General features: G+C 41.9%; 10 protein-coding genes. 8 read left to right on the forward strand and 2 right to left on the reverse strand.

Annotated features, from left to right (window positions below):
* The first annotated feature begins 155 nt into the window (after positions 1–155).
* Positions 156–806 carry an OmpW/AlkL family protein gene (locus BIW53_RS09755; protein WP_070991691.1) on the forward strand — a complete coding sequence of 217 codons (651 nt, stop codon included), beginning with the start codon at positions 156–158 and terminating at the stop codon, positions 804–806.
* Between the two features lie 57 nt (positions 807–863).
* Here BIW53_RS09755 and BIW53_RS09760 read toward each other — a convergent pair whose 3' ends face one another.
* Positions 864–1394 (reverse strand): acyl-CoA thioesterase, encoded by a 531-nt coding sequence (locus BIW53_RS09760; protein WP_070991692.1) that lies wholly within the window; start codon positions 1392–1394, stop codon positions 864–866.
* Between the two features lie 125 nt (positions 1395–1519).
* Here BIW53_RS09760 and BIW53_RS09765 point away from each other — a divergent pair, with 125 nt between their 5' ends.
* Positions 1520–2020, forward strand: a complete 501-nt coding sequence (locus tag BIW53_RS09765; RefSeq protein WP_070991694.1) for a hypothetical protein — start codon at positions 1520–1522, stop codon at positions 2018–2020.
* A gap of 28 nt (positions 2021–2048) precedes the next feature.
* Here the strand turns inward: BIW53_RS09765 and tyrR are convergent, their stop codons facing one another.
* Positions 2049–3605 (reverse strand): transcriptional regulator TyrR, encoded by a 1557-nt coding sequence (gene tyrR, locus BIW53_RS09770; protein WP_070991696.1) that lies wholly within the window; start codon positions 3603–3605, stop codon positions 2049–2051.
* A 469-nt stretch (positions 3606–4074) separates the two neighbouring features.
* On the opposite strand from tyrR, the gene BIW53_RS09775 reads away from it, so the two are divergent.
* The 6 genes from BIW53_RS09775 to BIW53_RS09800 are packed head-to-tail and all read left to right on the forward strand — an operon-like array spanning position 4075 to position 20461.
* Positions 4075–6057, forward strand: a complete 1983-nt coding sequence (locus BIW53_RS09775; RefSeq protein WP_070991697.1) for a hypothetical protein — start codon at positions 4075–4077, stop codon at positions 6055–6057.
* Positions 6057–9167 (forward strand): poly-gamma-glutamate biosynthesis protein PgsC/CapC, encoded by a 3111-nt coding sequence (locus tag BIW53_RS09780; protein ID WP_070991698.1) that lies wholly within the window; start codon positions 6057–6059, stop codon positions 9165–9167. The genes BIW53_RS09775 and BIW53_RS09780 overlap by 1 nt, the downstream gene beginning before the upstream one ends.
* Positions 9154–11424: a hypothetical protein gene (locus BIW53_RS09785; protein WP_070991699.1), complete on the forward strand. Its 2271-nt coding sequence runs from the start codon at positions 9154–9156 to the stop codon at positions 11422–11424. The genes BIW53_RS09780 and BIW53_RS09785 overlap by 14 nt, the downstream gene beginning before the upstream one ends.
* Entirely contained in the window at positions 11411–12166 is a 756-nt protein-coding gene (locus BIW53_RS09790; RefSeq protein WP_070991700.1) for a hypothetical protein, read from the forward strand. Before BIW53_RS09785 ends, BIW53_RS09790 begins: the two co-directional genes overlap by 14 nt.
* Positions 12145–16404: a hypothetical protein gene (locus tag BIW53_RS09795; RefSeq protein ID WP_070991701.1), complete on the forward strand. Its 4260-nt coding sequence runs from the start codon at positions 12145–12147 to the stop codon at positions 16402–16404. Before BIW53_RS09790 ends, BIW53_RS09795 begins: the two co-directional genes overlap by 22 nt.
* Positions 16397–20461: a poly-gamma-glutamate synthase PgsB gene (locus BIW53_RS09800; protein WP_070991702.1), complete on the forward strand. Its 4065-nt coding sequence runs from the start codon at positions 16397–16399 to the stop codon at positions 20459–20461. The genes BIW53_RS09795 and BIW53_RS09800 overlap by 8 nt, the downstream gene beginning before the upstream one ends.
* Positions 20462–20615: the final 154 nt, after the last annotated feature.

The raw sequence follows: 20615 nt of genomic DNA on the forward strand, positions 1-20615 counted from the left end.
GGTATTTTGACTGAAAAACTTAATCTAAATCAAAGTTTCAAAAATTTCTGAAACATCCAATAGCAAAACTTGATCTAGGACAGTTTTTTTATTCGTCCGAGCCTTACTATTGTCCCATCAAAACAAGATACCTCATATAGGTTCAGGAGATGAAGATGAAAACACTTAGCACTGCTTTACTTTCAGCATTACTCGTTGCAGCCCCTTTTGCTCAAGCACAATTTAGCGTTAACATTGGTGCTATTAATGTAAACCCAAGCAGTACGGCCTCTCATATCGACCAAGATGAAACTCTAGGTCTTGTCGCTGATTCAGACACACAGCTGGGATTAACGTTCGACTATCAATACTCTGACAATGTGGTATTTGAACTGGTGGCAGCCACACCATTTTCACATACGGTAGAAGGTGCAGGCGGCCTACAAGGCGCTGAAATCGCTAAGGTAAAGCATTTACCACCGACATTACTAGCTCAATATCACTTCTTTGCAGCGGATGCGAAGTTTCGCCCATTTGTTGGCGCGGGTCTAAACTACACCGTCTTTTTTGATGAAGAAGCAACCAATGCATTGCGTACGACTTTAGGCACTGATGATGTAAAAGTAGACCTAGATAGCTCATTCGGTATCGCACTACAAGTTGGCTTCAACTATGCGTTGAACGATAAATGGGGCATTCACGGTATGCTTTCAAAAATCGATATCAACACCGATGCAACTGTTTATGCTAATGGAGTTAAAACACTTACCTCGGATGTAGAGCTTGATCCGGTGGTGGCAATGTTTGGCGTTAAATACAAGTTTTAATAGACCTTTATACAGTTACTTTACTCAGCCCTAAAGGCCACACTAAGTGGCCTTTTATCATTTGTTATTTACTTTCTTTTCTTCAAGCATCGCCTTCCAGTGCATGATTTCTGTCGGCAAAATTGGGGCTTGACCATCAAAGCCTGCCACGTCCAGCATTTCCTGAACACTTACTATCCCCTTCTTCTTACGAAACACACCGCGAACATATGCTATGGCATGTAACCCTCGTTCTGAATGAAACTTTTGCTCAATATAAAAGTACTTATGATCCCAGCCCACCAACCGAGTGGATACACTAAATGACTCAAACGGTTTAATATCTTTTATATATGTGATCGCCGTAGCATTGACGATGGGAAACCAGCGCTTTTTCATAACCGCAGAAAACAACCCAATTCGCTCAGTCATCCAAGTTCTTGCCAGGTCCATAAAAGCCAAATAACGCGAGTTGGTCAGGTGCAAGTTGATATCGCAGTCACTCGGCAATACTCGAAAACGACATTCAACCGTATCTAGAAGTTTTTGATAGTCTTTATTTTTTTTAATTTTCCAAAACAGCAGCAACAATCGAAAATATAAATTCATATACCATGGTCCAACCAGTTGTTATTAGAACTGAGTCTAACATAGAACATGTACTGAACAAGAAGTACTTGCCATCTTAGTGTTGCTCAACTAGTCTTCAAAAAAAGTCTATAAAATTGTTCGAGATGAAAAAAAACTATTATATTTGTACAATTCTAGGGGCCTTTAGCCTGTTATTTTCCAACCTGAGTTTTGCCGACTTCGACTACCCAGGTGAGGGGACGCTTCGCTACCCAACTGGTGCTGAAAAGCCCTTTTCCTTCGGGTTTTCTTGGCAAAATAAAACTAAGCGATTCCGTATTGGTGAAAAAAGCTACGAAATGGAAGAGCTTCCAGAGTCTTATTCCATCGCTATCACATTAAGCAAAGATGAAAGCAAAGTCTGGATCCAAGAATTCAATAAAGGATTCATTGAAGGTTTTGACTGGCAGCTTGGTAAACATAAGCTATCGCTTCACAAGCAAGACTTTAACAACAACGTTATAGGTAATTATCTATTGACGTTTAATAACGTGGATTACTTCCTGGCTAGAAGTAATGTGAGTATTGAAGTTTCTTTTACCACTGATGGTATCGATAACGTTAAACTAGATGGTGTGACCAAAGATATGGGCATTAGAAAATAATGCCCATTTAGATGTACCTAAGGTAACTTTATACCTTAACTGTTTTTCTATTGATGCCATATTCACGTAGCTTATTAGCTACAGCAGTGTGACTCAACCCTAGGCGCTTCGCTAACTGACGAGAGCTTGGGTACGCTGGATAGAGTTTACGCAACAAGGTCGCCTCAAAGCGCTTTACCGCCTGCTCCAATGAACCTTCAAAGTCAGACTCCAAATAACCTAAATCGTGAGTAAATGTAGGCAATTGCATATGCTCAACGCGTAGCTCTTGATCATCAAGTAATGATACCGCTCGGTAAATTGAGTTTTCTAACTGGCGAACGTTACCAGGCCATGGATATTGCTCCAAAAACTCTAAACAATCCTCTGATAATTTCGGCGCCGGATGACCATTTTGCTGTGCATATTTTTGAATAAAGTGCTCAGCCAACGGACCAACATCCGCTTTTCTATCGCGTAATGGCGCAATTTCTAGCGTTAATACGTTGATGCGATAGTAAAGGTCTTCTCTAAAGCTCCCTTCTTGAACCATTGCGGGCAAGTCTTTCTGAGTGGCAGCGATAATACGAACGTTCACTTTAACTTCGTTTTCATCGCCGACTTTACGAAATGTGCCATCTTGCAAAAATCTCAACAACTTAGTTTGTAGCTGCTTTGACATCTCACCAACTTCGTCGAGAAATACAGTCCCACCATCGGCTTGCTCTAACACACCTCGCTTTGGTGCCGCATTATCTTCATAGCCTGCATATCCGAATAGTTCAGATTCAGCCACATCATCCGGTAATGACGCACATGATAGTGCAATAAATGGCTTGAGTGAGCGGTTTGAGGCGTAATGACATGCTCGCGCCAGTAACTCTTTACCTGTTCCTGTTTCACCTGTAATTAAAATAGGCGCTTCAAGCTGGGCCATTTTTCGTGCTTCACGTACAACTCTGCGCATCGCTGTACTATGGTTATGGATGGTTGCAAAGCTTTCTTGTCCATAGCGGCGAAACGCACTCACCTGCTGACCAAGACGGCTTTGTGATTTGATATTGATCACAGCTCCAGCCAACACATCAGCATCATTCCCCTGTGGAACTGAGATTGGCAATATGTCCGCAATATAGTCCTCGCCGCTCACTTCGACACGTGTGGTTTGACCGAGCACTTCTTTACCTTCCAGCCAACGTGTAAAGTTAAAGCCTTTCAATAAATTATTGATATTGGCACCAATAATCTCCGACTCAGGCTGGTTTAGGTCCTTGCACGCTGCATCATTACAATGACGTACCCAACCTTTCGCATCAATCGAAATGACGCCGTCGGGGAGCGCACTTAACAGAGTATATAACTCGTTATGCTCACGCTCAGATGGTAAAAAAGCCGTTGTTCTAACGTCCTCTACGCCATCAATCAACCTTATTTCAGGCATGATTTTTTGAAACTGTTCAAACTCAATGGGCGGAAAACTAACGTACATTCGACAATTTACCGAATCTACTTCTATACCTTTCAAATCAACCTGGTAACTGACCAAGATATTGAGTATCTCTTGGGCAATACCAATTCGGTCAGCACAATGAATTTCAAGACGCATTTGTTCCTCAAAAAGGGGTAGCACAACTTGTTTGGATCATACTCTAAGAATAGCTACTGGACTAGATTAATGTAAACAATTTTGAACAAATCAGCCGATTTAATCAGTAAAAATACTGTTCTTTACCCATCAACTAATGAAACTGTATTAGTTTTGAGAACAATTTGCATCGTGTAGTTTAGTTAATTGCCAGAAGCAAAAACGAATAAATCAAACACTAAGGTTAAAACGTATACTTATTCTGGCTAATACGAGGTTACAGCTCTATTAAGGCATAAAAGCACGATGCCAAAACCCATCAATAGGCCAGTGACTCGTAACTTTTTTATAGTATTTTAACGCTTATTGCTATGATTTTTGGAGTTTTATTCTACGCTTTTAATGTCTACAGAGCTAAAACGCCGTATCTCGCTCAACGAATGACAAATTACATACCTTAACACCTATAACTTTTAACATGAGGTAATGTGTGTCTCTTTGGCAGCAATTACACAAAGTTCAATTAAACAGTACTCTTTGGCTATTAGGCATTTTACTCAGTAGCATGTTTATTGCTGAAGCATCCGGTGTATTACAAAAGATTAATGCGCCTATATACAGCGCTTTTATGCAGCTCAATACAGAAACACCGGCCCAAAGCAACTTGGTTATTATTGAGTCGGAGAATTTAATCGACGAGCACTTGCAAATCACTAAAAAAGTAAGCGCACTAGAAGCTCGAGCAGTGGTTGTATTTACAGACCAAGTGTTGAGCACTGAACCATCAAATAGCGAGCAAGTTTACTATACGGGTGTTCGCACTCAACCATGTCACACCGAGATCACAGCATGGCTTGGCTACCATATAGTCTATTCACCTACTACACAAACTGCCTGTCAAAAGTGGTTAGAAGCGCTATTTCCCAACGTAAAAACCACACAACAACAACTTATAAATTTCAGCTTGCCCGTGAGTACGTTCCCAAAGTTTACAGCCCAGCGATTACTGACAAATGACATTTTCCTTGCGCAAATTAAGAATAAAATAGTTTTTGTTACGCAACGTACGCCCAATTACTCTCCCTCGCTTATGGCACCGGGACTGCAAAACGAAACCAACCCCGTTTATCTTTATGGCTATCTTGCTCACAACCTTGAGCAAAGCATCTTCATTAAACCGCTTAACACACTTATATCAGCCGCTGTACAACTTGTTGTCATCATAGCTTTAATATTAATTTATCAGCGCTATAACGCGGCGTTTAACGTCACGATTGCCTTGGTATTAAATGCTCTAGTCTTGATAACGGGATATGTTGCTATTCAATACCTAAAAATACTGCTTCCCATAGGCCAATTAGTCGTGGTGATTTGGGTGGCGCTTGTTTGGGTGTTTTTTCACAGTAAGTCTAAAGAGGATCAAAACCTTAAAAAACTACTCAACGATACTGAGCAGCGTATGTTTGGTCGATACCTGCCTAAATCCGTCATTGAGCAAGCGACACCTTGGGACGCTGTTATCACCCTAACAAACCAATTGTTAAGTCTAAATAAAGGTATTTTTTTGACACGTGTAGAGCACGATCATCGGCTACGTGAAATTCACGCTATCAATTGCCAAATAAGTGATATTCAAGAGTTACGAAGAGATTATGAACGCCCCCCCTATAGCAATGCGATTAAAGCCCTTGGGGTAATTAAAATATCTCGTCCCTTCTTTACTGATTTAGCCGAAAATGAATCTCAGTACATCGCACCACTGATGTACGCTGGGGACATCCGTGGCTTCTGGGCTATGACGGTTCTTAGCAATGAACGATTCAATGAACAGGCATTTATTCGTAATGTGAACCGTTTTGCTAGCCAAATTGGTGAATTGTTATATCACCACCATACTCATAGCACTTTAACACACACCAATAATCTAGCTCTGACCCGAGCGCTAACGCTGGATGCATTTAAGCCACTGAGTAAAAAGGTTAACACCGCCATCGCGGGCATGGAGCAAAAACTTTCAACCTTAGAGCACACATTCGATCGACTCAGCACAGCCTGTGTCATGTTTAACTTATTCGGCCAAGTAATGCAGGTTAACAAAGCGTTTGAGCAACTTGCTGTGCAACAAAAGCTATTGATTTTTGATATTACAGCTTTGGACTTATTGGTTGAAGTCAGCAGTTTGCCCATTGAGGTTGCAAGAGGAAAACTACGATATTTAACGCTCAATAAAGGACAGTTCAGTCTGAGTGTATCACTCAACGAGCAGCACTATATTTTGGTTGTATACAGCCTCGATAAGCTCGCTCACCTTGGTCGTTCGGCCACACCTTTTTCAATTTCAGGTGTGCTATTTGAGTTTATTAATGTGTCGATGCTACTAAATAAATTAGAAAACCCTGAGCACATGCTTGAGCTACTCACAAAAAGAGACCTCGAGACATCAACACGCAATGACGAGTGGGGCGCACCTTAATGGACTGGGTAGTACATTTGTTTCCCAGTGGTAGTGGGTTAGGTCAGTCTGTTATTACGACAGTGTGGATTGGTATTGCAGTGGTTTGCTTTTTTAATCTGCGCTTTGGATTTCCTTTAACAGGTCTGGTGGTGCCAGGTTACTTGGTGCCTTTATTGATAGTAAGCCCAACATCAGCAGCTGTGATCTTGATTGAAGCTATCGTCGTTTATTGGCTAATGCGGCTAAGCGCACAAACGTTGATGGAAAGGTTTGGCTATGCCGAGATGTTCGGACGCGACCGTTTCTTTGCCATCATTTTAATCAGCATTCTAGTTCGGGTTTTCATGGACAGTTTATTCTGGCCAATCGTCGCCAGTGAACTAAGGCTGTGGGACATCACTTTTGAGTATGCATCTGAACTACATAGTCTAGGGCTGGTGATCATAGCTCTAGCCGCCAATGTGATGTGGAATCATGGTTTTAAATATGGTCTAAAAATCACCGCTATCCAACTATTGTGTACCTACATTATTGTTCGCTATGTATTAATGCCCTATACCAATTTTAGTATTGCCAATCTAGCTATCATGTATGAGGCAGTGGCAAGCTCAATTGTTGCGGCACCAAAAGCTTATATTATTTTGGTTCTCACGGCGTTTATCGCCTCAAGGGCGAACTTGCGCTACGGTTGGGAGTTCAATGGCATTCTATTGCCCGCATTGTTGGCATTGCAGCTACTGGAGCCTAATAAGTTACTCACTTCATTTGTTGAAACTGCCATTATTTTACTCATTGGTGGTAGCTTACTGCGCTTTACTCGTCTAAAACAGCTTGGTTTAGAAGGGGCTGGGTTACTATTCTTTTTCTTCAATGTTGGCTTTGTTTATAAGTTGCTGCTCAATTACTTACTTGTTCACTTTTACCCGACCTTAAAAGTCACCGATGCATTCGCTTTTGGTTATATGTTATCAACACTTCTTGCACTTAAAATATATCAAAAAAGTGCATTAGGTTTGATCATTCGAGCAACCTTTCAAACTTCTATTTTGGGAGGCGCTCTGGCCATTGTGATTGGCTTTTTAATTATGTTTGTGCCAAGTCTATTTACAAACGCTAAAACGGGCACTTCGGCGAACAATACGCAACCACTTTCGGTATCTACCCAAATCAGCGAATACAAAAGTGAACTTTACACCGCAAGCCAAATTCCAAGCGCGGTAGGGCAATATCAACACAATTTGAACATCGCCCAATTTAAGAGAATTATTTCTTTACTTTCGTTACACAGAAATGAGCAAGATATTGTAAATAAAGCGACCTTAGAACTTGTCGAGATCGGTTTTGATTTATACCAAGATCAAAATAATATCTATATTCAAGACCATACCAATGATACGCCTCGGGGTATGTTTGTGATTAACAAACAACCAAAGGCCAATCACATTATTACGATGCCCTACCCTGTCTCTGAACGTGCAGCCAGTGACGTTGCAGGTATCTTGTTTGTCTATCTAAGAAGCAACGCGCTGGCACTTGGCAACACACAGACCTTTGTCGCCAACGAAGCGCACAGACCACAAAGCGGCTACTACAGTGCATTTATTGAAGCAATCAATGCAACCGAGGTACTGCAATTAAGGGAACTAACTCGCCAAAGTCGTAAAACATTGCCAATGGGACACAAAAAAGCACAGTGTCACGGTTGGGTATATAATCAGGTTCCAAGCTCCATCAATCAAACGCAGCTAACTAACTTACTAGCATGTGGTGATATAGAGTTTGGCTTAGTATCACAAAATAGCTTGCCATATTTTAACTATAAAAACAGTATGCTAGAGGTGTTTATAAACAATGACAACTACGTCAATTTATTAGCAAAAGTTGCCCTTACCCAGACCGAACAAGAGCGCTTTCCTATTACCAAACGAGACATGTCTGTTTCACGTGCAGTCGAGGAATATATTCCTCATATTAGCGCAAAAGGCAGCGGCCACTTCTCAGCGCTATCCCACAAAGAAGCCGCTTTGTGGGAGTTTGAAATTCTAAGACCACTTTATCAAATAGCAGACCAAATAGGTTCACAAAGCTTAGATGCAAATCTCTTTAGTCGACTTGAATATATCAATAGAGTTGCCCATATAGTTGGCTATCAACTGAGCCTTCTCACTAACAATAACAGCCTTTATTTTATGCTTTCTCCGCGCGCTGAACCCCGTTACTATCAACTAGGGCAAGGGATCTATTTTATTCGCCTCGCTCAGGCCAATCATCTCAACGTGCAAATACCAAGGCCTCTGTTTGAAAGTCACACCTTAAAGTTTTCCGCAGAGCTGTTTGATAGCACTCATGCCAAATCTCTACTCATTGCCGGTGCACATCCTTATGCTTCTGCCCAAGCCAACGTATTGAAACCGACCAATGTTAATTCGCTGTTTAATGTAGTACACCAAAGTTTGCTGCGTTATTACGCTGAACACGTCAGTATAAATTTACAATTGCGCAGCCATAGCACCCCCTCTGATATCAGGCCATCAGCTTTGGCATTCGCTCACACTTTTGCTAGTGACAAACATCAACGACTGATTCAACAACTGCAAGAAGGTTTGACTAAGTTGGGCGTTGACTATGAGTTAGTATCTGGCCAACAAGCAACTAGAGGATTGGAAATTGGTTCATCAGCGCAAAGCGGATACGATATATTTTCAGCAAACAGTGAATTAGCAACACTTTGGTTAGCATCAGATTATAAACAACACTTTGCCGTATCTAACGACGCGCTGCTACAGCGTCTTGGGGCTATAAGTACAACAACAAAACCAATAATAATAGATTTATCAAATGCAAGTTCTATAATTTGGCACCCTTTGAACAAAAAGCAATACAACACACTCAAAGTAATCACTGACAGCTATGCTCAAACACACAACTTAGCACTACTTTCTCAGCTTTGTAACACACTAAATCCTTGCTCCTTAAATAGCGCAAAATTACTGCCTTCCAACACACTTGCACTGGTTTTAAAACACCAAGACGCCATTGCTGCAATTTATCTACCTAACCGTAATATTTTGCTCAACCAAGAAAATTTTGCTGACTCACTATTTGGAGGCGAGCATGTTTTACATTAAATGGTGCCTGAAAGCCATATTTTGCATAACTGCTTTGCTAGCTCTATTCTGGCTTTTCAGTAACTTCTACAATTGGGTGAATAGCGCAAAACCATTGGTCACCACACAGGGCACTGAAACTCGCTCAAAGGTGCATTGGTTAAATGAAACCAAACCACTCGTTTATACCTTCTCTGCCACTCGTACAGATTCAATAAGAATATTGTCAAACGCTATTTTAGGGCTAAACCAAGCGCACGACCAACCTGTTCACTATGCTATCGCCTACTCACTTCTGGACGAACAACAGCGAATCATTCATCGTGCAACCTATCACCACACGGCTAGAGTTACGCATGATGAAACCCATCAAAAAGCTAAGCAAATCATAGAACAACGTGAAAGTTTAAGCGTATCTTCCGGTCAGTCCTTTTATATTAATAACGCGCATTTTAGCGACGCTACAGCTATATCCCTTTCCCTGCAAAGTGAGGACCCAAGCATCAAAGGTGTGGTTGTCAGAGTCCATGCAAAAACAAGTGCTAGTATTGGAGATAACACTAATGCATGGCTAAAATATCCACTGGCTTGGCGTGCGCGCATAAGCAGTTATCACACGTTGGGGCCTAATGCCCTCAGTGACGAGGAAATAGCAAACGCGGTACGTTATGACTGGCGAAAACTGGCACCGCAAGGTGTGCCGGGAGTTGATTTTGACAATGACACACTCTATGAAATGCTGCCATATAGCGTGATAGGCTACGATTTCTCCGCCAAACAAGTTAATCAGGATGCCTTTTACACCGATGACGAGCTATCAGCATCACTTAAAGTGGATGCTTTACAGGACATTTACTTTATAAGCGAGCAGGCAGCTGAGCTGCATCTTACATGGTATGACTTAGAAGGGTTCTTACCACCACACGTTCTTCGCCCCGACCATACTGCCACAGCAAACCTTTACAAACTGGCTAAGGTTAAACCTGGATTGATAAGTGTCTCTTCTAATCTACCCGTTATATCACAATGGTATTATCACGATAAGCAACCTATCGGTGCATTACATAGCTTTTACTATCAAATAGATAATGACAGTGATGTAAGATACTCAGTAGTACCTGATAGCGATGTAAAACTTGACTTTAGAACCATTCAAATCAGTCAGGTTAAGGTAAAACTCTATAGTGAAAAAGGAGCTGAGCTCAATCAGTTTAGTATCACTATACATCCCGAGCTGTCTCAATTTGATCGCATCATACTAGCCGATACAAGTCGAAGCAGAGTAAGCGACTCACAAACTTGGTATTTACGAGACTTACCAAAAAACGTCGCGTATTTGCGTGTTTTTAGTGACAAGAAAGTACTTATAAAGTTACAAACAAGACAGGCTAATTTTAACTATCAAAATACAGTGTGTGAGCCTGTATGTAACGCCAATTCAGAACCATTTGTTGAGATCCCGGCCTGGTATGCACTAAAAGCTGATAATGACCACGCGTTGACGTCACAAGGTAAAGCAAGCAAGGTACGCCTGTTTTTGCCTCCACCAGCGTCTAAGAACAAAGAAAGCTTCTATTACAGTAGAGATCTCACCACTGTGTTGCCAGTGTCTAACACAGCGCTGATAAATGCTCCGGCTCCCTATTATCGCACTAAAGCTGAGCCCCAGACGTTTCAATTCAAAAAACTTGATGACAACAATGCTTTTAAACAACTACAAAAAAGCCTAACGGCGGATCACACTCTAATTGTTCAGCACTCAAGACCCCCATATATTCATGAATTGAAAACTAATTTAGTGAGCGCAACTGAGGCTGCTAACCAACAAAATGTCACTCTATACATCAACCACGGCCCTAATAGGCCATGGACCAAGCAGAGGTTGTTTTTACTCAATGCCAATAAAAACCTCACGCTGTCTTATGAGGAACTACCACTAAGTGTTGTAATTAAAGTTTATACGGCCTCACAAACCGCTCGACCCGTTGAGCTTGCTTATCAGCTAAAAGGGAAGTTCGATAACCAGCCGGTGGCATCCTATAGTATTACCAATAAGCACTTACAACTTCACCCAAGTACATACACACAGGCCTTTATGCTGCACCCTACTATTGGCAAGCTAACACCATATCCGAGCGTAACCGTACCGATAAACGACGATATTCACCAACTTGAGCACCTGCTCATTAATTCAAGTTCAGATATTTGGATAAGCATTGTTGACGAATACACACAAAAGCCAAAACGGCTAAATTGGTGGTTAGATGAAGATATTTAATATTGTTTGTTTTCTGGTGTTTTTTAGCTGCACCAATGCTCACACAAAACCAAGCCTACCATCAGTGGCTCATCTACAGGCATGGTTAAGTGAACCTACGCCGCTGCCACCATGGAACTACCATACCGCCGAGGCGTTGCACACATTAGTTGCAAATTCGAGCCAATTAGGTGGCAATCACCTTTGGTACCGCCAAACAGGAGACGCCTGTGTTGTGTCTGTACCTCATCAGTTTTTTGATAAAAATACGCTACCTATCGGTCAGGCTGTGTTTGCCCAAATGTGTCAGTTGCTACTTAGTAACTCGCATCACAGAAATAGCGAAGATGAGCATCAAGAAACCATGGATCTATCAAAAAGACTGCGCAGCCTACATCACAATGCGATATTGGCTTATCAGGCTAATAAAAAAGATGCGAAAGTCTTTCAGTTACACGGATTTAGTCAGAGTAAGCGCTCAACAAGCAAAGGTAAACTGGCCGACTTTATTGTCAGCCTAGGCACAGAAAGTACTCCTGCATTACATCGCCTTACACACTGTTTAACTACCCTCAGTCCCCATAGCTTCTATTATCCGGAGCAAGTTCTTGAACTAGGAGGAACAAAAAACGTGCTACATCAGCTGCCGCTAACACCTTACTCTTTTTATCATATTGAGATAAGTGCCCCTATGCGCCAGCGGCTGCTTGAAGAGCCACAACTTATGGAGCGGTTTATTGTATGCCTGCAATCTACTCTCTAGCTTTCTTGCTGCTCACATTCGCACTGAACGTGTGTGCCAATCCACACAAACAGCATCGCTCACCATCTTGGCTTACCCAACAAAGTGATACTGTGATATCTCAAGATGGGCCTGCTTCAGTTACTTTGGAAGCATATACAAGTCGTCAATTGTTCCTTGGGGCAGGTCGCTGGCTAGACTTGCCTAATTTTGACGAAAATACACTGCAAATTTGGCAAAGCCATACGTTAGGTAGTCAAAGAAAGATTTATAAGAATGAATTAAGTTGTATAGCAACACGATGCCAAATAAGTGTCGAAAATGACAATCGACTTATTACTGTTGAAAATATATCAAGCAAGGCCGTTACTTTAGAAATTAGAGAAGGTCACTATCAACACCATCCTTCGCCTTATAAGGAAGTCCTACCTCTACCACTGGAAAAGCTCACGATCAATACGGCGCATCAACACGAAGAGTTTTTTCAGTTAAAACCAAACCAAGAAGTGTCCGTTACTTTTCAACAGGCGCAAAAGCTCAAACTGTCTGTCAAGCAGCGGTTAACGGACTCCCTCAACAAAGGTAAAGTTTATGCTTTTGTTGATCAGCAAACTGTCAGCATCGTACCGCTGAGCAACGTTGTTGCACAAGAGTATACCAGCCATCTAGTCAGCATCAGTCATGACGATTACATTGCCATCCCAGCACAAAGCACACTCACTTTAAAAAGTTACGGCAATGCACTGATACAAATAACACGCTCACAGCGACCTTTTTTGGATGCCCATAGCGCGCAAAAGCAGCGTGAATCATTATTAAACCCTTATTGGATTAATAACTTGACCACTAGATTGGAAAATATTTTTGTTAAGCAAGATGTTAGCTCACTAAATCAAATGAATTATGGCAAGGCTACAGCCTTGGCTAATAAACGCCAACGACAACTTGTTAATATGGTCACAACCCGTAATTATCTAACGCCAATACATAGCAATACACGTACTAATAGCAAGCATGAACACAGCTTGGTACTACAAGGGGTTCGTCAATCCAGCAATGCAATATACCCATTGCAAAGTAAACTAACACTGCTACATCATCAGTTAGTTGAACAATTAGCATTTGATTTGCAGCACTTCGACAATGCCACGACACAACTTACTCTCTTCATAAGAGCACAGCACCCCACTCAACTAAGCGCTACACTCGGTAACCATAGCTACGACATCGCTATCAGCGGCACCGGTCAATTTCATCGTGTAGAGTTGAACAACGCTCACTATGCTGCACAACTCCTATTAAACTCAAAACAAACAATGCTTGAGGTAGCGGTAGTCGCGCAGGCATTATCGTCGCTCACTGATAGCGAGCTACTTTTTATGCAACCAGGAAAACTCGCCCAAAAATCACCAATTATTTATGCACAGCTCATGGAGCAACAGCAACACACAGCGCAAACTTACCTTGATTCCTTGCTACCATACTCCCCTGTAAAAGCAAAAGCATTGCCACCCAGCCACAAAGAGCAATTGCTTGTCTTTGAGCAAGCAAAACAGCTGCACAGCGACGCTCTTCACAGTGCACTACCATTACTTAAGCGTCTGATAAATAGTGAATATGATGACATTTTACTTGATGCTTGGGCTTTAAGAATAAAGACTTTAGACACACTCAATTATAACGCATTGGTTCAGCGCTACTTGGAAGGCTTAATCAAACATCATAATGCAATTTTGCGGCAGTTTGCGGCTAAAAAACTACTGGCTCGCTACCAGGGCGCAAACCTTGAGTATAAAATTCAGGGACTCTGTGCTTTATATTCAGAGTTTCTCAATCAATGTAGTGCACTCATGCCTGCTATTTATGAGTCCCAAGGGAAAAGACAACTTGCCCTTTGGTCAAGCCATGATAATCAAGAAGAATTAGATCATGATGCAACATTGCTGGCGGATTTAAACTACCTTCATTTAAGTCACGGTTCCACCAGCGAAGCACCGTTGTTTTCAATTTATCATTATGGTCAAAGCCCATTGTTCACTGCAACAGGGCCATATCAAGCATACCGATTAATGCAGGAGCAAAATATCAGTATCATTGTACAAAAAGAGCTTAAGTTAAAAGTAAGTGCTCGCATACAAAACCAAAACCCACGACAGCAACGTACCTCTTGGCTGCACCTCAAAAAACACCGTGATGAAATGATGTTACCTATCTTTGCAGATATTTCTTCCAAAACACGGGATCAGAATAACCTGCCTTTGTCCGTGGCAGCGACAGGATATGTGCGACTCAAAGCAAATGAGCAACTTGATATTTCAGCAGATGCACTGAGTTATATTGATATAACTGTACTGAGTGATAAGGCCTTGTCAGCAGATACTCATGTTAACCACATCACCCCCAACTATGAGCAACAGCCGTTTGAGCAACTGTTAAATAATACTCAGATAGATACTAAGACACTACTGACGAATGCATTGAAGCGCTTATCTAACGATAGCTTAAGTGAAGCTGAGTTCACTTCATTATTTGCCAGAGTCACGCCAGATAAGCTGACGTCGGACGAACTGCTATTGTTTAACCGCATAGCACATTTTGGACATTGGCAAAGTGTCACTCAGTATGCTGATTTTCTAGGTACTCAACTAGTCTCATTGAGCAATTTTGAGCAACTGAGCATGGCTGAACAACTTACCAGACATGCAACTAGAAATACCAATCTCCCGGGAATATTGTTACGCCCTTTCCATACATTATCTCTTGATATCAGTCAGTTAAATCCAGACACTAGCAAGATACGCATACATTTCTCAGGTGCGGAGTTAGCAGGGCCACAAACCGCAAAGGTCACCATTGAAGCTGGTGAGAACCGCCATGGCTATACAATCAGTGACTCTTCAACGGTTGATCATGTACTCACAACAACGGATATGACAGACGGAGTTATCAAGTTACGCTGGCATGCGCCCTATCAATCTCAATTAGTGAGTGTGCAGATACAGGAAAAACAGGGAGATCAGTGGAACAATGTGAACTTATCGCAAAAACAGCGCTTTTATTTAACTGACAAACTGCAACCACTTGTCATTGAGTTAACACATGACGCTTTGATGAAAATTGAGTATTTAAGAGACAATAAACGTCACCAAGTTGAGCGTTTCTATCCCTCTGGAAAACATGCACTAGCGTTTGAAAACTCCCGCTTGCTGCGAGCGTTTATATGGCGAATGACAAAAAATAACAACAAACTCCCCGTATACAAGAATAAAAGTAAAAACAGCACAACAGAAAAAATAGCCATGCCACAAACCGCACCACAGCCTTTAATACAAAGCGCTTATACTATCAATCAGGATGCGTTGAATGTCACAGGGTATGTTAAAGCTGAACATCTCGGGGAAAGTAATTTCGACGACCAATTACAACCACGTCAATCCGGCGAATGGGGAGTTAACTTTCGTTACAAGTCAAATAGCAACTGGTACAAGTTAGGTATTGGCAAACTGCACAGTGATGAATACCACGACATTTACCAATTGAATGGGCGTACCGACTGGCTGTCCAAAAGCGATAATTGGTATGCTCAAGCGCGGGTTCAAGTAAACTGGCAACCACAGCAAAGACTGTTCCATAACCTGTACTCTGGTCGTTTAACCGTTACACTTGGTCAACGATGGCAACTCAACGAAACCCACACTAATCAATGGTGGCTACAACCTCATTATTTCTACACGGATGCGAAAAATAGTGATTTGACCTTGTCTGCTCGGTTAAGTCCAGAGATTTTAACGCGTTATAAAAGCACTCACCCTCACGGTTGGCATCTTGGTTATCAATATTGGTACCAAGATCGTGTTGACCAAAGACTATGGTTCCGAGCGCAACTCAGTAGTAACAAAGACTGGTACAGCATAGATAATACACGCATGGTCATGTCTGCGGATCAGTTTTATCAAGGCCATATTTTAAGCGTGCAACTTGTCGCGCGCTACGCTTTTAACGATGAACATAGAGCTCAAAGCCAGTGGCAATACTTATCAAGACTAGGCTGGCAAAAATGGTATGCCATTGATTCCAAAAAGGCTGTAGGAATTGCGCTGAATTTGGAAAAAAACTGGCGACTCAATGAACACTCTGTGGCGCTACAGATAACTTTGGGCAACGTGCCATCAACTGGATTTGACCCATTTAGCTACACGGAGCAGTCATTTAAGTCCTTGTCGTTTACACAACTTATGCAACAGGTGAGTGATGAATAAAGCGCAGCTAAAACAACAATTGCAGGATTTATTATTCGCCAATACAGAAAAGTTTTGGATCAACCTATACCATCATAAGTATCAAACTTTGATTAATGAGCTTTGTGAGTGGCCTTTGCTGATGAACAAACCTGAGGCTGAACCTCTTCTACCATGGTTGCACCTTCATTCAATTTCATTTATCAGACACAAAATTGAACAACAGCAAGCACACATCTCAACCTTGTCTAACTCTTATCAGCAATTTGTGGCCCGATTGTCTAAAACCGACCTTGGCCATGAAAGGCAAAAACAGATCCTAAATTATGCTGAACTACTTGGGGCCACAAAACAGCAGCTCAAAGAAGATAGAGCAGCCTTTGCCCGTTGGTTTGATGAAGGCGCGGTCAAAGAGCGCTACCAAAGTAAAGTTACCGAAATTGAACAGAGTATCAAGTTCCTCATTGCACGGTTGGGAACCTTGAGTAAAAGCTACCTATCCTTAAACCAAGGGCAATTGGAACAAACTTGGCAGACTCTGGACTTACAACCATTTTTCTTGAGTTTATTAGAACTCAATCAAACCCCGTTTATTCGTCACGGTATTATTAGAGCACTCGTCAATCAAGTGGCATTGATCCAAGACCATAACATTGATACTGAGCTCAGCGGGGACCTAATCGCACGACTTGTTGAGTTGCTAGAAGACAAACTGAGCCCCTACACTGCCATCATAGACATTTTAGAAATTTTAATACATCAACGCCCGACCTTTGTGCGTGGGCACATGTGGGCCATGCTGTTTGAAAGTGATGAGCAAATCAGTAATGATCAGTTGTTTATCTTGGCAGCGTTACCTCGAGTTTTAACTCGCCAATTACGCTTAACAGACAAAGATATCGTGCTACTTACACAATTGTCAGAACACCGTTGCCCCAGAGTCAGGCAAGCATTGCTTGAGCATACCAGCCACATGCCTTATGACACTGCCGCAAAAATTATCGAAAACCGATTCAATGAAGAGCAAGTTGATGCGGTACGCTTTACCCTAATCAAACAGCTTTCTCAAACATGTTATAGCGAGCATGACTTCGCTTTTGGGCTCTGGAAAAAAACCTTATTAGGGCAATATAGTCTACCGATTAAAAGGATTGCGATAGAACAAAGTGCGCGAGTTATGCTCAACATGCAACTTGATAGTAGCGACCCCGAAACCATATTTAAACGCTATATAGATACCTTAAACACAGCTTTGACGCAGGAGCAACATATTGCAGTCAAGCGTTATATAACTAGGGCGAGAGAGCAACTTGTCAGCTTCTATAATCAGTCGCTGGTTGCCGACATTAATGAACAAATTAGCGCATCTGAGCATGTTACCTTACCCTGTGATGGCAAATCACATACTCTTGGTAGAACTTTAAGTTTTTTGGCTCAGCGCCAACTAGGCTTTAACGGCGTGACCAAACAAGGTAAATGGCGTATATCGAGCGGCTATAAAGTTGCTAGACGACTGTGGCGGGTCTTACATGAGATACGCCATTCCAGCTCTGATAAGCGTCAAGGGTTTAGTCACACAAAAGCCAGGAAACCTAGTGCTCAACTCCATGTTCCAAGTTGCAGTATCGCCCAGATAAGCGACACAAATGTACCTGGCGAGCCTTTATATCACTTGACAGAGCACAGCGCCCGCCCACATCTACCACTGTTAGATTATATACTTTCGATATTGAGTCAGGATAATCTTTCAGCCCCGGCTTTGAGTTACACTCCTGATGGTATTTTGGAAATTACAAAGCCCAATACCTTATGGCGTAGATTATATGCCTACAGCTACATTTCTCTTCATTTTCAAAAAATTGACTCTTTACGCAAAGGCAATGAATTGGAACAGCAGCGTTATCTTGAGGAATTAAAAAGGCTAGGATTTGAGTGTCGATTTTTAGCATATGGTGATGTACTTGGCTGCCAATTTCCTGTTGAGGATGGCATCAAACAGCTATTTTCGAGATTGAGTGTCACACCTAGCCTCATTGCAATTTGGTCAAGTTTCAAAGAATACGCATACTCTGTATACCAAAACACGTTGTCGCAATTGGTGTTCTTTGTGGTGACTTTCTGTGCGTATTTTTGGGGGCGTCACCTTTATGTTAGCCGTAAAATCATTAAAAACCGCAATGCCATTGCGGTCAGCATTGGTGGCTGGGGCACTCGTGGCAAGTCAGGTACCGAACGGTTAAAAGCAGCTTTATTCAGTGCATTGGCTCTGCGCTGTATCACCAAAACTACCGGCTGTGAAGCTATGATGATCTATTGCAAAATTACAGGTGAGCAATATGAGATACCAATATTCAGACCGTTCAACAAGGCCACTATTTGGGAGCAAAGTGACATACTGGAGTTTGCCAAGTCAGTTCATGCTGATGTGTTTTTGTGGGAGTGTATGGGCCTAACACCAAGGTATGTAAAGATCCTTCGTCGCTGGATGAAAGATAACTTTGTTACCATCACGAATGCCTACCCCGACCATGAAGATATTTTGGGACCATCTGGTGTTGATGTCGCACGAGAAATGTCAGCGTTTGTAGGCGAAAATACACAGATCTTCACCTGTGAACAAACCATGGCTCCTGTTTTAGAAAGTGCCGCTAAAGATAAAGGCTCTACATTAATACAAGTACACTGGGGTGATGGTTTTCAAATAACGCCTGAAGTTAGAGCACTTTACCCTTACGATGAACATCCGGACAATATCGCCCTTGTCTGCAAAATGGCTCAATATATTGGTATCAATAAAGACTTTGTGTTCAAAGCCACCGCAGAGCATATCGTTCCTGATATTGGCGTGCTGCAGCACTTTTCAACTGCGCAAGTAGGCAAGTTAACGCAATCATTTGTAAACGGCATGTCGGCTAACGAACGACTGGCAACTCTTGAAAACTGGCAACGTCTGGAATTACAAAAAGTGAGTCAACAACCTCATATTCAGACCATTGCACTTATCAATAACCGTGATGACAGAGTCGCTCGCTCTAAGGTATTTGCTCACATCATGGCAGAAGATATTTGTTTTGATTACCTTGTTGTCGTTGGCACTAATATAGGTGGGTTCGCCACGTATTTACGAACAGCGGTATCTGAGCGTATAGAAAAAGCCGTTAATAATAATGACACGAAGGGCATAGAACAGTTTTTAGAGCAGTTAAAACTCATTCATACTAATGATGATATGCTTGCACGGTTTAACCTATCTTGCCCTGAAGAACACCTGCATATTCAAGACTTAAGTTCATTGCAAACACTGGAAAAATCACTAAAACTACGAGCCTGCATATGTCAAAGACAGCAGCTACTTTTCTTAGAGCGCTATAAACAGTGGCAATCGGCCCAGTCGTTACTTAAATCAAATAAATTACCCAAGCATGAAATTGTCGATATATGCCTAGCGCTATTGAATGAAAAACTCATATTGATCGAAGATGCGCAAATAAGCAGTGATGATTTAACCCAAACAATTGCCCTACTTGGGTGCGACAACCAACATCAGCTCATAGTAGGTATGCAAAATATCAAGGGAGTTGGACTACGCTATGTGCAAAGCTGGCAGCAATGGCAAAAAACCAAACACCGGTGTGATATGCTTAATCAAGAAACATGTAGTGCCAATGATTTTAAAAAATACCTTGGTGAACTGAGCCAACAAGTGAACTTTAATGCTCTTGAAACAACCACATTACAACAAACTGTCACCCACTTATTAAAAGCTCCACAAGCGCAGAGCGAGCTAAGCCAAGCAGAACTACAAATGATACTCGCTAAATTAGAGAGCAATTCTGGGGTGATGCCCTTGTCGGCTTCGCAAACTCAATCAATGTCACCCGTTAAGCAGTTTTTTTTCCAACTTGTCGAGTCTTTCTTAGAAGCTGGAGCTGCAGTAAAACGTAAAAAACAAGCTCAGCAAATATATAAAGACATTGCCACACAACGCATCACGCTCACACGTGCAACCATGGAGCTTACACAACTCAGTCAAAGCCAAAAACCCGGCTGGCTAGTTGCGAGAAAAAAGCTTAGATAACAATTAACTCTAGGACTAACACGCTATAAACGGCGATTTCAACAGCCGATATCGAAGGCATTAATTATCCCCCAGAAAGAGACAAGCGAATTTAGCCTCTGTGATGCGTATAGCACCCCAGTGTGTATATTTTATAAAGTATACCTGTAAACTT

The sequence above is a fragment of the Pseudoalteromonas byunsanensis genome, assembly GCF_001854475.1.
Lineage (GTDB): Bacteria > Pseudomonadota > Gammaproteobacteria > Enterobacterales > Alteromonadaceae > Pseudoalteromonas > Pseudoalteromonas byunsanensis.

Bases quoted from the DNA above. Each gene is read 5' to 3' on its own strand.
- BIW53_RS09760 (WP_070991692.1), bottom strand. From the start codon at position 1,394: ATGAATTTATATTTTCGATTGTTGCTGCTGTTTTGGAAAATTAAAAAA.
- BIW53_RS09800 (WP_070991702.1), top strand. From the start codon at position 16,397: ATGAATAAAGCGCAGCTAAAACAACAATTGCAGGATTTATTATTCGCC.
- BIW53_RS09795 (WP_070991701.1), top strand. From the start codon at position 12,145: ATGCCTGCAATCTACTCTCTAGCTTTCTTGCTGCTCACATTCGCACTG.
- BIW53_RS09785 (WP_070991699.1), top strand. From the start codon at position 9,154: ATGTTTTACATTAAATGGTGCCTGAAAGCCATATTTTGCATAACTGCT.
- BIW53_RS09755 (WP_070991691.1), top strand. From the start codon at position 156: ATGAAAACACTTAGCACTGCTTTACTTTCAGCATTACTCGTTGCAGCC.
- BIW53_RS09780 (WP_070991698.1), top strand. From the start codon at position 6,057: ATGGACTGGGTAGTACATTTGTTTCCCAGTGGTAGTGGGTTAGGTCAG.
- BIW53_RS09790 (WP_070991700.1), top strand. From the start codon at position 11,411: ATGAAGATATTTAATATTGTTTGTTTTCTGGTGTTTTTTAGCTGCACC.
- tyrR (WP_070991696.1), bottom strand. From the start codon at position 3,605: ATGCGTCTTGAAATTCATTGTGCTGACCGAATTGGTATTGCCCAAGAG.
- BIW53_RS09765 (WP_070991694.1), top strand. From the start codon at position 1,520: ATGAAAAAAAACTATTATATTTGTACAATTCTAGGGGCCTTTAGCCTG.